Origin of the sequence: Primorskyibacter aestuariivivens (assembly GCF_028023675.1) — a bacterium.
Taxonomy (GTDB): domain Bacteria; phylum Pseudomonadota; class Alphaproteobacteria; order Rhodobacterales; family Rhodobacteraceae; genus Marinovum; species Marinovum aestuariivivens.
The window spans coordinates 15540-30003 of record NZ_JAQIOZ010000007.1 but is presented as its reverse complement, the minus strand read 5'-3'; the positions used below and the strand labels follow the sequence as shown (position 1 = coordinate 30003).

The following is a 14464-nucleotide window of genomic DNA, read 5'->3' as shown; positions in this document are numbered from 1 at the left end:
TGCATCGCCGGGCGCAGGCGACAAGCCGCCGCAAATCTCGGCCAAGTTTCGCCTCTAAGCTGAAGGATCATGCCCCACCGGCAAAGCCCCGCCACCGCAATCGGCCAAGTCCCGCAAATGCAAACGCGCACAACGGGGGCCGGCCAAAAACCGCGCCCGACTCACTTGCCGTCGGCGCGGCCTTTGCCAAGATGCTTGCGCAGGCGCGAGGGCGTCGATTTCTTCTTGCCCTTATAGGGGTTCTTGTCGCCCTGCCCGCGCAGGGTCATGCGGATCGGCGTGCCGGGCATGTCGAAATCATCGCGCAGCCCGTTGACCAGATAGCGGTTGTAACTCGCGGGCATCTTGTCGGGATGCGAACACATCACCACAAAGCCGGGCGGGCGGGTCTTGGCTTGGGTAATATAACGCAGCTTGATCCGCTTGCCCTGTGGCGCGGGGGGCGGATGTGCGGCCACCATGCCTTCGAGCCAGCGGTTGAGCTGGGCGGTGGTCACCCGGCGGTTCCAGATGTCATGCGCGCGCAGGATCGCATCATGCAGCCGGTCCAGCCCCTTCCCGGTTTTGGCCGAAACGGTGACCAGCGGCGCGCCGCGCAGCTGCGGCAGGAGGCGGGTGAACGCCTCTTTCAGATCGCGCAGCTTCTGCTGTTTCTCGTCCTCGATATCCCATTTGTTCACCGCCACAACAACGGCGCGGCCCTCGCGTTCCGCCAGATCGGCGATGCGCAGGTCCTGCTGCTCAAACGGGATCGCCGCGTCCAGCAGGACCACCACGACCTCGGCGAATTTCACCGCGCGCAGGCCATCGGAGACCGAGAGTTTCTCAAGCTTTTCCTGCACCTTGGCGCGTTTGCGCATACCTGCCGTGTCAAAGATCCGGCAGGGCGTGCCGTGCCAGTCCAGCGTGAGTGAGATCGCATCGCGGGTGATCCCCGCCTCTGGCCCGGTCAACAGCCGGTCCTCGCCAAGGATTTGGTTGATCAACGTGGACTTGCCCGCGTTGGGGCGGCCCACCACGGCGATTTGCAGCGGTTTCTTCTGCGTTGGCGTGTGGTCGGGGATGTCCTCGCCATCTTCGCCCACGGTCACGTCGATCTCGGGCGCTTCCTCTTCTGCGCGGGCCTCGTATTCATCGGCCAGCGGCATCAGCGCGTTGTAGAGATCGGGCAACCCTTCGCCATGTTCGGCTGACAGGCGTATGGGCTCGCCCAGCCCGAGGTTCCACGCCTCCAGCACGCCCGCATCCGCAGCCGCCCCTTCGCCCTTGTTGGCGGCCAGGATCACGTGCTTGGCGCGTTTGCGCAGGATCTCGGCGAAAATCTCGTCCACCGGGGTCACCCCCACGCGCGCGTCGATCATGAACAGGCAGATATCGGCCATGTCCACCGCCCGCTCGGTCAGCCGCCGCATCCGCCCTTGCAGCGAATCGTCGGTAGCATCTTCAAGCCCCGCGGTGTCGATCACCGTGAATCGCAGGTCGGCCAGCTTGCCCTCGCCCTCGCGCAGGTCACGCGTGACGCCGGGCTGGTCATCGACCAGCGCAAGGCGTTTGCCCACCAAACGGTTGAAAAGCGTGGATTTGCCCACATTGGGGCGGCCCACGATGGCAAGGGAAAAGGACATGTCAGGCTCCGGCTTGCGTCAGGGACGCATCATCAAGCGCCCCCGATACATCACCCGCCATAGGCTTGCAATTGGCCCTTTTTCGTCACGACATACATGACGCCGTTTGCCACGACCGGGTTTGTCGTTGCACCGCCGGGGATATCGGCGGTCTGCAACAGGTCCCCGGACTCCGGGTTATAGATCCGCATGACGCCATCACCGCCCGCCACGTAAAGCCGACCACCGGCCAGCAGCGGGCCGTAATTGCCGTGAATGCGTTCGCGGCGGCGCGGGCGCTGGGTGGTGTAGCCGGGCAGTTCCCTGGCCCAGACCTGCGCGCCGGTTTCGGCGTCCACGCGGATCAGCTCGTTACGGTCCGAGACAAAGAAGACAGAGCCGCCCGCAACCCAAACGGGTTGCAGCGCCGCATCGCGCACGGTCCATTTGCGGGTGCCGGAGCCGACATTCATCGCCACGAGCCGCCCGGAATGGTTGGCTGCATAGACCGTCTCACCGACAATCACCGGATCGCCGGTGATATCGCCCACGCGGTTGATGGCAAATCCGTCGCGGTTGCCCGCGATCGTGGCGTTCCAGAGCCGCAGACCGCCCTTGCGGAACGCGCCCTGCACATCGCCCGAGCCATAGCCAAAGACCACATATTGATCATTCACCGCCGGGGCCGGGCCACCATGCACGTTATGCACATCGTCAATGCCGTCCAGCGTCCAGCGGATGCGGCCGGTATCCGCCTCAAGCGCCCAGGCCGTGCGGTCGCCCGCCACCAGATAGACGAGGCCCTCATGATAAGTCGGCGAAGCCGAACCACTGGCGCGCAGGCGCTGCTGCCAGATCTCGGCCCCGGTGGACGGGTCCAGCGCGGTGATCGTACCAAAACCCGAGGTCACATAAACCTGCCGCTGACCATAGGCGATTCCGCCGCCCGAACCCTGCCCCGCGCCATCACGGGCCGGGGCCAGATCAATGCTCCAGAGCGTTTCGCCAGAGGTCGAGGTTGCCGTCACGGTGGCCTGGCTGTCGAGGGTAAAGATACGCCCGTCCGCCACCACCGGATCGGCGGTGATGCGGAACTTGCGGCTGTCGCCCTTGCCAATATTGGCCGACCAGAGCGGCGTGACAGAGGTGCCAAAGGCCGGGTGGTCGGTGCGGGTCGACGGCGTGCCATGGCCTTGCAGCCAGTTGGCATTGCGGGTCGTGGCCGGGACGGCGAATGCGGTCGAGACCGGAGCCGCGTCATCCACCAGCGTCGGCTCATCGGCGCGCAGGTTTTCGCGCGCGCCGGGCAGGATCACTTCGCGCTCTACACAGCCGATAAGCACCGACAGGCCAAGCGCGCCCATAACCAGTTTGATCTTTGCGGTGGTCACGTGATCCGCCCCCGTTTTTTCCAATTATTTGCGGCTGCCCGTGTCCCGGTCAGGCCGCGTCAAGCTCTCCGCCCAAGGCGACAATCGCCTGAGATGCCCTTTGGCGCAAGCCCGAGCTCGTTTCGCTGTCTTCCAGAATGGCCTTGAGACGGGTGATCGCCGCCTCGGTATCACCGGTTTCCACCTCGATCAGCGCCAGTTGCTCTTCGGCCAGCAGGCGCAGCGGATTGCCCGGACGTGCCAGCGCATCAAACGCGGTGCGGCGTTCGTCAACCGACAGGCTGTCGCCCAGTTGCAAAAGACGTTTGAAACTCGCGATATCGCGGTAAATATCGGGCACCTCACCGTCACGGGCAATGCCGCCCAGCGTTTCGGCCGCGTCCCCGGCGCGGTCGTCCGCGCCCTGCTCTGCCGCGGTCAGCATACCCAGAAGCGCGCGACCGCCCGGTGCCTCGGCCTCGATTTCGCCCAGCGCGGCAATACGATCTTCCGGGGCTTCAGGCTCAAGTGCGCCCAGGATCGAATCCCCCAGCGCCTCGGCCTTGGCGCGCTCTTGTGCCTTGGTATATTCATTCCACGCCGCGCCACCCACGATGGCCACGACGGCGACAACACCGATCCAGCCATATTTGCGCAATGTCTTGAAAAGCCGGTCGCGGCGGACCTCTTCGGTGACTTCCTCGATGAAGCTGTCAGTGTCGCTCACTCTGCCCTGCCCCCGCCTGTTTCCTGTGCCTATCCCATCGCGACGCATCGCCAACAGGGCCGGATCAATCCGGCTATTGCGGCCCGTCATACCCCGTGAGCCTCCCAGTGCCAAGAGGTGCCGGACGGTGTCACATCGCAACAGGTTGTGGCGCAGTTGCGCGGCAGTGCAGAAAAGTTTAATCTGAACTGGTTAGTTTAGCGTATTGCCTCTATATACGCGCTGTCCTGTGACAGCCCAAGGGGCTGCCCGTTCTGATTTGATGAGGTCAAAGGCACAAGATGCGACTTATCCCGATACTTCTCGCCGTCGCGGTCACGGCGTTCATTGCCTTTGCCATCCTCGAACGGGACCGGCTTCTGGAATTCGCTCAGCTCGATCATCTGGGCCTTCTGACCGGCGAAGAGGAAAGCGGCGACGACGCGCCCGCGGAAGACGTAGCCGAGGCAGAGGAAACCGAAGCGGATGCGCCCGAGACAGGCGTGCGCGTCGTTGCCCTGCGCTCGGTGGCACAGGTGGTGGACAGCGCGGTGCTTTTGCGCGGCGAGACCGAGGCCGCGCGACAGGTCAGCGTCATGGCGGAAACCAGCGGGCTGGTGATCTCCGAGCCTCTGCGCAAGGGCGCATTCGTCGAAGAAGGCGAGGAATTGTGCGAACTGGACCCCGGCACGCGGTCCGCCACTCTGGACGAGATGCGCGCAAGACTGGCCGAGGCGCGGGCGCAGGTCCCCACGACCGAGGCCCGCATCCCCGAGGCCGAAGCGCGTCTGGAAGAGGCCCGCGCGCGGCTTGAGGAAGCGGTGATCAACGCCAATGCCGCGACCAAGCTTCAGGAGGACGGGTTTGCCAGCGAAACGCGCGTTGCCTCTACCGCCGCGGCGGTGCGAGCCGCCGAAGCGGCCGTGTCCAGCGCCGAGGCCGGAGTGAAAGCGGCCCGTTCCGGCATGGAAAGCACCCAGGCCGCGATCCAGTCGGCCCAGGCCGCCGTGGCCGGCGCGGAAAAGGAAATCGAACGCCTGCGCGCGGTGGCGCCTTTTGCCGGATTGCTCGAATCGGATACCGCAGAACTGGGCACGCTGATGCAGCCCGGCGCGCTCTGCGCCACCATCATCCAGCTGGACCCGATCAAGCTGGTGGGCTTTGTCCCCGAGACAGAGGTATCGCGCGTCGAGGTTGGCGCGCGCGCGGGTGCCCGGCTGTCCGAAGGCTCGGACGTGATCGGGCGGGTGACCTTCCTGTCGCGCTCTGCCGATGAGACCACCCGCACATTCCGGGTCGAGATTGAAGTGCCGAACCCCGATCTTGCCATCCGGGATGGGCAAACCGCGGAAATCCTGATCGAGGCCGATGGCGTGACCGCGCATCTTCTGCCGCAATCCTCGCTGACCCTGAATGATGAAGGCGTGCTCGGCGTGCGCACCGTGGCCGAGGGCAATAGCGTGGCCTTTATCCCCGTTGAGCTCTTGCGCGACACCCGCGAAGGCGTCTGGGTTGCCGGGCTGCCGGACAATGTCGATGTGATCACGCTTGGACAGGAATACGTGGTGGACGGGGTCAAGGTGATCCCCAGCTTCCGTGACAGCGCCGACACAGCCGAAGAGGCCACGCAATGACCGGTATCGTCGATTGGGCCGCGTCGCGGGCGCGGATGGTTCTGGCCTTTATCGCCCTCTCGCTGCTGGCGGGGGGCTTTGCCTATGTGGGCCTGCCGAAAGAGGGCGAACCGGATATCGAGATCCCGGCGCTCTTTGTCTCGGTGCCGTTTCCCGGGATCAGCGCGGCGGATGCCGAAACCCTGCTGGTCAAGCCGATGGAAACGGAACTGGCCGATCTCGACGGGCTCGACCGGCTGAGCGCGACGGCGGCTGAAGGCTATGCCGGGGTCGCACTGGAGTTCGAGTTCGGCTGGGACAAGACCAAGGTCATGGCCGATGTGCGCGACGCCATGAACAATGCCGAGGCGAATTTTCCCGAAGGCGCAGAGCAATATTCCATCAACGAGATCAATTTCTCGGAATTCCCCATTGTCATCGTCAACCTGACCGGTGATGTGCCTGAACGCACGATGGCGCGCGTTGCCAAGGACTTGCAGGACAAGGTTGAAGCGCTGGATTCGGTGCTGGAGGCCGGGATCGCGGGCAATCGCGACGAGATGCTGGAAGTCACGATCGACCCGCTGCGGCTTGAGGCCTACAACGTCACCGCCGGCGAGCTGATCAATGTGGTGCAGAACAACAACCAGCTGATCGCCGCCGGTGAGATCGAATCCGCCCAAGGCACCTTCGCCGTCAAAATCCCGTCGAGCTTTGACGAGCCACAGGACGTTTATAACCTGCCGGTCAAGGTCAATGGCGACCGGGTGGTGACGCTGGGCGACCTGGCGAAAATCCAGCTGACCTTTGAAGACCGGGAGGGGAGGGCGCGTTTCAACGGCGATCCGACGGTTGCGCTGCAGGTGGTCAAGCGCAAGGGCTTCAACCTGATCGACACCGCCGAAGAGGTGAAACAGGCGGTCGAGGCCGCGCGCGAAGACTGGCCGCCGGAACTCAAGGCCGCCGTTCAGGTCGGCACGTCGAACGACCAGAGCCGCACCGTCGCCTCGATGGTCAGCCAGCTTGAGGGTTCGGTCCTGACCGCCATTGCACTAGTGATGATAGTGGTGCTGGGCGCGCTTGGCACGCGGCCCGCGCTGCTGGTTGGATTTGCAATTCCCACATCTTTTCTGCTCTGCTTCGTGCTTTTGGGCGTCATGGGCATCACCATTTCGAACATCGTGATGTTCGGCCTGATCCTTGCGGTGGGGATGCTGGTGGATGGGGCCATCGTGGTGGTGGAATACGCTGACAAACGCATCCGCGAAGGCACCGGCCCGATGCATGCCTATGTGGAAGCGGCCAAGCGGATGTTCTGGCCCATTGTGTCCTCCACCGCGACGACGCTCTGCGCCTTTTTGCCGATGCTGTTCTGGCCGGGTGTTCCGGGCGAATTCATGGGCATGCTGCCGGTGACGCTGATATTCGTACTGTCGGCCTCGCTCATCGTGGCGCTGATCTACCTGCCGGTGATGGGCGGGGTGACAGGCCGCATGAGCCGCTTTTTCGGCAACCTGTCCGACGCGCTGGAGCGCCGCCTGCCCTGGGTGATACGGGCGCTTCTGGTGCCGCCTTCGATGATGGTGGTGTTCATCGGCGCGATGCAGGTGCTCAACCCCGCCTATCTCCTCCCGCGCGAGGCGCTGGCCACCCTGCCCGGCATGGTGCCGTTGCTGTTGGGCACGACCATCTTCCTGACGGGCGCGTTCCTGACCAGCGTGACCATGGGCGCCGTGCAAATTCACTGGCGTCGCAACCGCATCCGCGCGGGACGCCGCCGGACGCCGTTTGGCTGGTTCATCAAGCTGATCGCGGGCAACCCGATCATGCCGGTGATTACCGTGGCGGCTGTCATCGGCTTTGTCATGTCGGTCTTTGCCTATTTCGGCGAGAACTCCAAAGGCGTGGAATTCTTTGTCGAAAGCGAACCGGAACAGGCGATTGTCTATGTGCTGGCGCGGGGCAATCTCAGCCTTGAGGAAAAAGACGCCATCGTGGCCGAGGCCGAACGCATCGTGCTGGCCCATCCCGGGGTGGACAACGCCTTTGCCTTTGCGGGAGACGGGGGCTTGAACTCCAACACCGGCGGCGCGCAACCGCCCAAGGAAACAATCGGCCAGATCCAGCTTGAGACGATTCCATGGGAAGACCGCAGCGACCGGCCTGAACTGGACGGCGATCTCGTTCTGGACGAATTGCAGGCCGCACTTGAACAGATGCCCGGCGTGCGGATCGAAATCCTGGCCCAGGCGCGTGGCCCCGCCAGCGCCAAGCCCGTCCATCTGCGCATAAAGGGCGACAATTGGGATGACCTTCTGGCCGCCACCCGTACCACGCGCGCGCGGTTCGAAGCGACGCCGGGGCTGGAACTGATTGAGGATACGCTCCCCCTGCCCGGCATCGACTGGCAGATCGACGTGGATGTGGAAAAAGCCGGACGGTTCGGCGCGGATGTGGCAACCGTGGGCGCAATGGTGCAACTGGTCACGCGCGGCATCATGCTCGACACGATGCGGGTGGACAGCAGCGACGAGGAAATCGAGATCCGCGTGCGCCTGCCGGAAGAAGACCGTGTGCTCTCCACGCTGGATACGCTCAAGGTGCGCACAAGCGACGGGCTGGTGCCGCTGTCGAATTTCATCACCCGCAAGCCGGTGGAAAAACTGGCCGAGATCACGCGGGTGGACCAGAAACGCTATTTCGACGTCAAAGCGGGGATCGCGGCGGGGCTGAGCACATTTGTAACCGGACAGGGCGATGCGGCAGAGATCCTCGGCCATGGCCGCGCCCTGCCCGAGGGCGAAGACGGGCCGCTTACCATTGGCGCGCGCAGCTTTGCGGTTGAAGCCTTCGAAGGCGACGCCCCGCTGGAAGAATTGCAGGCGCTTGCCGAAGGGGGCGACTTGCGGGCCGTGCCGTTGACCGCGACCGAACGGATCGAGACGCTCACGGCGTGGCTCGACACGTCCCCCCTGCCCACCGGGATCGAAACCGAATGGACCGGCGATCAGGAGGATCAGGCGGAGAGCCAGGCCTTCCTGCAATCGGCTTTCGCGGGGGCCCTGGGGCTGATGTTCATCATCCTGCTGGCGCAGTTCAACTCCTTCTACAACGCGGTTCTGGTGCTTCTGGCGGTGGTGCTCTCCACCACCGGCGTGCTCATCGGCATGCTGGTCATGGATCAGACTTTTTCGATCATCATGACCGGGACGGGGATCGTGGCGCTTGCGGGGATCGTGGTGAACAACAACATCGTTCTCATTGATACCTATCAGGAATATTCGCGCTACATGCCACGGATCGAGGCGATTATCCGCACCGCGGAGGACCGCATTCGCCCGGTGTTGCTGACCACGATCACGACGATGGCGGGGCTTGCGCCGATGATGTTTGGCCTGAGCCTTGATTTCTGGGGCGGCGGCTATTCCATCGACAGCCCGACAGCGCTGTGGTGGAAACAACTGGCCACGGCGGTGGTTTTTGGCCTTGGCATTGCGACGGTTCTGACCTTGGTTTTCACGCCCGCGATGCTGGCGCTGCGGGTGTGGTTCTGGACGATCATCTTTGGCATCGCGCGGCTACTGGGCCGCCTTGGTGCCCGCCGCTCCAGCCGCGCGGCGCGGGACTGGGCGCTGGCGCGCGAGGCGCGGCGTATCAAGCATCCGGAGATCATCTGGGTCGATGCGCCCGAGACCAAGCCGCTGGTGCTGACCGATGAGATGCAGCCGGAATTGCCGTTGAAGGCGGCGGAGTAACGGAGTGGTGGGCAGGAATTGCCCACCCTACCCCCGGCTCGCCATGAACCGATCCAGCCGCGCCAGCCCCTCGCGGATATCTTCTGTCGAGCGCGCATAGGAGAAGCGCAACGTCCCTGCCCCGCGCGCCGGGTCGAAATCCAGCCCCGGGGTGACGGCGACGCCCGCCTGATCAAGGATTTCGCGCGAAAAAGCGAGGCTGTCATCGGTCAAAAGGCTGACATCTGCATAGACATAAAACGCCCCATCGGGCGGCGCGATCCGGTCAAAGCCCGCCTTCGGCAGCCCTTCCAGCATGAGCCGCCGGTTTTCCGCATAAACCGCCAGATTGGCCTGGAGCTCCACGTCACACTCCATCGCGGCCAGCGCCGCCACCTGGCTCACATGCGGGGCACAGATGAACATGTTCTGCGCCAGCCGCTCGACCTTGCGCACATGCGCCTCCGGCACCACCATCCAGCCGATGCGCCAGCCGGTCATGGAGAAATACTTGGAGAAGGAATTGATGACATAGGCGTCATCGGTGATCTCCAGCGCGGTGACCGCCTTCGCCTCGTATTCAATGCCGTGATAGATCTCGTCCGAGATGAAGGCCGCGCCCTTGGCCGCCGCCGCCTCGATCAGTGCGGTCATGGCAGCACGATCCAGCATCGTGCCGGTGGGATTGGCCGGAGACGCCACCATAAGGCCCTGAATATCCATCTCGGCAAAGTCCGCTGGCACGGGCTGCAAGCGATTTTCGGGCGATGTGGGCAGGTCGACCGGCTCAAGCGACAGCGCCTTGAGAATCTGACGATAGGAGGGATAGCCCGGCGCGCCAATCGCCACGCGGTCGCCCGCGTCGAACAAAGCGGTAAAGGCCAGAAGAAAGGCCGCGGAAGAGCCGGACGTCACCACAACGCGGCCCGGATCAAGATCAACCCCGTACCAATCCGCATAAAGCCGCGCAATCCGCGCGCGCAGTTCGGGCAGGCCCAGCGCCACGGTATAGCCCATCGGGTCCTCGCGCATCACGCGGGCCACGGCATCGCGCGCGCCTTGCGGCGCGGGCGTTCCGGGCTGACCCACCTCCATTTGGATAATGTGACGACCCGACGCCTCGGCCTGCCGCGCGGCCTCCATCACGTCCATCACAATAAAGGGATCAACCTCGCCACGGCTTGAGTCTCGCATATAACTCTCCCACACTCTGCTGAATTGCGGTTGTCAGGGATCAGAGCAGGCAGGTCAATGCGAACAGTCCGACATTTCGTGGCGTCCATAACGATGCTGGCGCTTTTCACCGTCTCTGCGGCAGCCAAGGGGCTGATCCGCGACGCAGATGTGGAATACGCGCTTGCGCAGCTGGCCAAACCGGTGCTGAGCGCCGCCGGACTGCCCTCTTCGGTGCGCATTCTGGTGATCAATGACAGCTCGCTGAACGCCTTCGTGGCAGATAATCAGCATATCTTCCTGCATTCCGGGCTGATCATGCGCATGCCCTCGGCCCGCGCCCTGCAATATGTCATTGCGCATGAGGCCGCGCATATCGCCAATGGCCATCTGGCCCGGCGGGCGGGCAACATGCGTTCGGCGCGCACGGCGGCGGGGCTGGGCTTTGTGCTGGCCGCGGCCGCGGCGGCGGCGGGCAGCCCGGATGTGGGCGCTGGCATCGCCTTTGGCACGCAATCCTCGGCGCTGCGCCGCTTTCTGAGCCATACCCGCGCCGAAGAGGCCTCGGCCGACCAGAGCGCGCTGCGCACCATGCTGCGCGCCGGGATCGACACGCGGGGCGCGCTGGAAGTGCATGAGATTTTTCGCGGGCAAGAGGTGCTGACCGCCGGGCGGCAGGACCCTTATATGCGCTCGCACCCGCTGACCCGCGACCGCGAGCGGGCGGCCAAGGCCTTTGTTGCCGGAACCAAATCGAACCCGACCGAAGACCCTGCTGCTGTCTATTGGATGGACCGGGCCAAGGGCAAGCTGTCGGCGTTTCTGCGCGCGCCAAACTGGACATTGCGCCGGGCGGGATCGAGCGTGAGCAAGGATATCCGGCTGATGCGCGAAGCGATTGCCCATCACCGGCGCTCGGACCTCAAGAAAGCGCTGCGCGCGATTGACGGCGCGCTGGCGATCCGCCCCACTGATGCGCTCTATCTTGAGCTCAAGGGGCAGATCCTGTTGGAAAGCCGCCAGTTTTCTCAGGCCGTGACGGTCTATTCCCAGGCCGCGCGCCGCGCCTCAAACGAGCCGCTGATCCTTGGCGGGCTGGGCCGGGCGCAGCTGGCGGCGGGCAACCCTGCCGCTGCGCTGCAAAGCCTTGAACGCGCGCGGGCCCGTGACTTCCGCGATCCGCGCATCCTGCGTGATCTGGCCGTGGCCTACGCCAAGACCGGCTCAAACGGCATGGCCTCGCTGGTCACCGCTGAACGCTATGCGCTACAGGGGCGGATGAAAGACGCCAAGCTGCACGCAACGCGGGCCGAGAAACTCCTGCCGCGGGGCTCCGGCCCTTGGCGGCGGGCCCAGGATGTGCTTTCTGCCACCAAGAACGTGCGCCTGCGCTGAGATATTCAATCGAAGGATAGAGACCCTCATGACCCAATTTCTGAAATACGCCACGCTGGCCTCGACCCTCGCTTTGGCGACACCGGCGCTGGCCACGGACCTGACCGAAATGTCCGACGCCGAACGTGAGGCATTCCGCGCCGAGGTGCGGGCCTATCTTCTGGACAACCCCGAAGTGATCATGGAGGCCGTTCAGGTGCTCGAAGAGCGTCAGCAGGCCGCACAGGAGGGCATGGATGTCGCGCTGGTTCAGGCCAATCGTGACGATATCTTCAATGACGGGTTCTCCCATGTGGGCGGCAATCCCGACGGCGATATCACCATGGTCGAATTCGTCGATTACCGCTGCGGCTATTGCCGCAAGGCCCATGACGAGGTCCACGAGCTGATCAACACCGATGGCAATATCCGCTTCATCACCAAGGAATTCCCGATCCTTGGGCCGGAAAGCCTTGAGAGCTCGAAATTCGCCATCGCGGTGCGCAACGTGGCAGGCGACGACGCCTATGTGGCCGCCAATGACACGTTGATCCGTTACAATGGCAAGATCACCGAGGGTTCGCTGCGCAAGCTGGCCATGGGACTGGGCGTGGACGCCGATGCGGTGCTGGCCGAGATGGAAAGCGATGCGGTGGCCAGGGTGATCTCCGAGACCCGCGCGCTGGCCCAGCGGCTGCAGATCAACGGCACGCCGACCTTTGTGCTCGAAGATGAAATGATCCGGGGCTACGTGCCGCTGGAAGGCATGCGCCAATTCGTGGATCAGGTGCGCGACGCAGGGTGAGCCCGATGCGGGTCCTGACGATGACGGCGCTGCTTTTTGCGGCGCCGTTTGCATTTGCGCAAAGCGATCTGCAGGCACTGAGCGATGCGGAGCGCGCGGCCTTCCGGGCGGAACTGCGCGCCTATCTACTTGCGCATCCCGAGGTGGTGGAACAGGCGCTGACATCGGCGCAGCCCGGGGGCTACGCGGCGGAGGCGGCGGCGGATCGCGACCGGATCGCGGCGCTGGCGGCGCGGTTGTTTGATCCGGCGCTGCCGGGGTTTGGCGACGGGCCGGTGCGGCTGGCACTCCTGACGGGGGAGTGCGCGGATTGCGGTGCTGCGCGCACGGAGCTGGAGGCGCTGGCGCGGACGCTGCCGCTGCGGGTCTATCTGGTCGAGGACGAGACGCTGGGCGCGGCTCTGGGGCTCGACGCCCTGCCCTCTTATGTCTTTGAGGACCTGATGGTGCGCGGGCATGTGCCGCCTGTTGTGATCGAACGCTATGTGCGGGATCGGGCGCAGTAAGTTCCGGCTCAGGGGGCTTTGCCCCCTCGGCCTGCGGCCTCACCCCCAAGGTATTTTTAAACAGAAGAAGATCAGATTGGCCTTACCGGTTGGCTTCGCGTTCCGCCAGCCAGTCCCGGGCGAGGCGGACATCCTCGGGGAAATCCTGTTCGATCTTGCCCAGAAAGCTCTGCAAACGCTCCTCCGAACCTTTGTCGAGCAGCCGCAGCAGGCGGGCCGGTTGGCGCGTTTTTCCTCGACGGATAAGACGCGGAAGCCGTGGCGGTCGGGGTCATACTGGTCCTCGGGCACGGCGGTATAAGCGGCCATATTGGCCACGTTCGGATTGAAATTCGTATGCACGCCGCGGAACCAGCTGCGATGCGCCCTTTGCCCCTACCCGCCCGTGTCATAGGCGATGGGGGCGGCATCGCCCAAATGGCTGATCGCCCGCTGGCGGGGTGGCTTTATTCGGCGGCCGCCTGCGCCGCTTCAGCCGCTTCGATCTCGGCGGCCTTTTTTTCCACCTCTTCGACGATGTGCTCGACCATCTGGTCATTGGACATCTTGTGGCTGGCCTTGCCCGCGAGATAGACCATGCCGCTGCCCGCCCCGCCGCCGGTAAAGCCCACATCGGTCATCAGCGCCTCGCCCGGGCCATTTACCACGCAGCCGATGATCGACAGGCTCATGGGCGTCTTGATATGCTCCAGCCGCTTCTCCAGCGTCTCGACCGTCTTGATCACGTCAAAGCCCTGCCGCGCGCAGGAGGGGCAGGAGATGATATTCACGCCGCGATGGCGCAGGCCCAGCGATTTCAGGATCTCGTAACCCACCTTGACCTCTTCCACCGGATCGGCAGAGAGCGAGACACGGATCGTGTCACCGATGCCCATCCACAGGAGATTTCCCAGCCCAATGGCGGATTTGATCGTGCCGGACATCAGCCCCCCGGCCTCGGTGATGCCAAGGTGAATGGGCGCGTCGGTCTGCTCGGCCAGTTGCTGATAGGCCGCGGCGGCCATAAAGACATCGGAGGCTTTGCAGCTTATCTTGAACTCGTGAAAATCGTTGTCCTGCAACACCTTGATATGATCCAGCCCGCTTTCGACCATAGCGTCGGGGGTCGGCTCGCCGTATTTTTCCAACAGGTGTTTTTCGAGGCTGCCGGCATTTACCCCGATGCGGATGGAACAGTTGTGATCGCGCGCGGCCTTGATCACTTCCTTCACCCGGTCCTGCGACCCGATATTGCCCGGATTGATGCGCAGGCAGGCGGCGCCCGCGTCTGCGGCCTCGATCCCCCGGCGGTAATGGAAATGGATATCGGCCACGATCGGCACCGGGCTTTCGCGCACGATCTCTTTCAGCGCGCGGGAGCTGTCCTCATCAGGGACCGAGATGCGAACGATATCGGCCCCCGCCTCGGCGGCTGCCTGTACCTGTGCGATGGTGCCGGGGATGTCGGTGGTAACCGTATTGGTCATGGTCTGCACCGTGATCGGCGCATCGCCCCCGACGGGGACGTTGCCCACCATGATCTGGCGGCTTTTGCGGCGATAGATATTGCGCCACGGACGGACGGGATTGAGGCTCATGT

10 protein-coding genes are annotated in these 14464 nt (G+C 64.1%); 5 read left to right on the top strand and 5 right to left on the bottom strand.

Features of this window, described 5'->3' with window-relative positions; genetic code table 11:
- Positions 1-161: 161 nt before the first annotated feature.
- The 3 genes from der to PGB28_RS09150 are packed head-to-tail and all read right to left on the bottom strand — an operon-like array spanning position 162 to position 3701.
- Complete coding sequence (gene der / locus PGB28_RS09160; RefSeq protein ID WP_271421211.1) at positions 162-1625, bottom strand: ribosome biogenesis GTPase Der; 1464 nt, start codon at positions 1623-1625, stop codon at positions 162-164.
- 50 nt (positions 1626-1675) lie between these two features.
- Positions 1676-2995, bottom strand: a complete 1320-nt coding sequence (locus tag PGB28_RS09155; RefSeq protein ID WP_271421210.1) for a PQQ-like beta-propeller repeat protein — start codon at positions 2993-2995, stop codon at positions 1676-1678.
- A gap of 49 nt (positions 2996-3044) precedes the next feature.
- Positions 3045-3701, bottom strand: coding sequence for a hypothetical protein (locus tag PGB28_RS09150; protein WP_271421209.1), 657 nt, complete (start codon positions 3699-3701; stop codon positions 3045-3047).
- A gap of 281 nt (positions 3702-3982) precedes the next feature.
- On the opposite strand from PGB28_RS09150, the gene PGB28_RS09145 reads away from it, so the two are divergent.
- Positions 3983-5314: an efflux RND transporter periplasmic adaptor subunit gene (locus PGB28_RS09145; protein WP_271421208.1), complete on the top strand. Its 1332-nt coding sequence runs from the start codon at positions 3983-3985 to the stop codon at positions 5312-5314.
- Positions 5311-9048 carry an efflux RND transporter permease subunit gene (locus tag PGB28_RS09140; RefSeq protein WP_271421207.1) on the top strand — a complete coding sequence of 1246 codons (3738 nt, stop codon included), beginning with the start codon at positions 5311-5313 and terminating at the stop codon, positions 9046-9048. The genes PGB28_RS09145 and PGB28_RS09140 overlap by 4 nt, the downstream gene beginning before the upstream one ends.
- A gap of 27 nt (positions 9049-9075) precedes the next feature.
- Here PGB28_RS09140 and PGB28_RS09135 read toward each other — a convergent pair whose 3' ends face one another.
- On the bottom strand, positions 9076-10221 hold the full coding sequence (locus PGB28_RS09135) for a pyridoxal phosphate-dependent aminotransferase (RefSeq protein ID WP_271421206.1): 1146 nt from the start codon (positions 10219-10221) through the stop codon (positions 9076-9078).
- Between the two features lie 57 nt (positions 10222-10278).
- On the opposite strand from PGB28_RS09135, the gene PGB28_RS09130 reads away from it, so the two are divergent.
- From PGB28_RS09130 to PGB28_RS09120, 3 genes are read left to right on the top strand one after another with little or no spacing between them, the layout of a single operon-like run.
- Entirely contained in the window at positions 10279-11595 is a 1317-nt protein-coding gene (locus PGB28_RS09130) for a M48 family metalloprotease (RefSeq protein WP_271421205.1), read from the top strand.
- A 28-nt stretch (positions 11596-11623) separates the two neighbouring features.
- Positions 11624-12379, top strand: a complete 756-nt coding sequence (locus PGB28_RS09125; protein ID WP_271421204.1) for a DsbA family protein — start codon at positions 11624-11626, stop codon at positions 12377-12379.
- A gap of 5 nt (positions 12380-12384) precedes the next feature.
- Positions 12385-12885 (top strand): hypothetical protein, encoded by a 501-nt coding sequence (locus tag PGB28_RS09120; RefSeq protein ID WP_271421203.1) that lies wholly within the window; start codon positions 12385-12387, stop codon positions 12883-12885.
- Positions 12886-13331: 446 nt separating this feature from the next.
- Here the strand turns inward: PGB28_RS09120 and ispG are convergent, their stop codons facing one another.
- Entirely contained in the window at positions 13332-14462 is a 1131-nt protein-coding gene (gene ispG, locus PGB28_RS09115) for a flavodoxin-dependent (E)-4-hydroxy-3-methylbut-2-enyl-diphosphate synthase (RefSeq protein ID WP_271421202.1), read from the bottom strand.
- Positions 14463-14464 lie beyond the last annotated feature (2 nt).

What these genes read in the sequence shown, in the direction of transcription:
- PGB28_RS09140 (WP_271421207.1), top strand. Translation starts at nt 5,311, where the DNA reads ATGACCGGTATCGTCGATTGGGCCGCGTCGCGGGCGCGGATGGTTCTG.
- PGB28_RS09135 (WP_271421206.1), bottom strand. Translation starts at nt 10,221, where the DNA reads ATGCGAGACTCAAGCCGTGGCGAGGTTGATCCCTTTATTGTGATGGAC.
- PGB28_RS09130 (WP_271421205.1), top strand. Translation starts at nt 10,279, where the DNA reads ATGCGAACAGTCCGACATTTCGTGGCGTCCATAACGATGCTGGCGCTT.
- der (WP_271421211.1), bottom strand. Translation starts at nt 1,625, where the DNA reads ATGTCCTTTTCCCTTGCCATCGTGGGCCGCCCCAATGTGGGCAAATCC.
- ispG (WP_271421202.1), bottom strand. Translation starts at nt 14,462, where the DNA reads ATGAGCCTCAATCCCGTCCGTCCGTGGCGCAATATCTATCGCCGCAAA.
- PGB28_RS09125 (WP_271421204.1), top strand. Translation starts at nt 11,624, where the DNA reads ATGACCCAATTTCTGAAATACGCCACGCTGGCCTCGACCCTCGCTTTG.
- PGB28_RS09145 (WP_271421208.1), top strand. Translation starts at nt 3,983, where the DNA reads ATGCGACTTATCCCGATACTTCTCGCCGTCGCGGTCACGGCGTTCATT.
- PGB28_RS09120 (WP_271421203.1), top strand. Translation starts at nt 12,385, where the DNA reads ATGCGGGTCCTGACGATGACGGCGCTGCTTTTTGCGGCGCCGTTTGCA.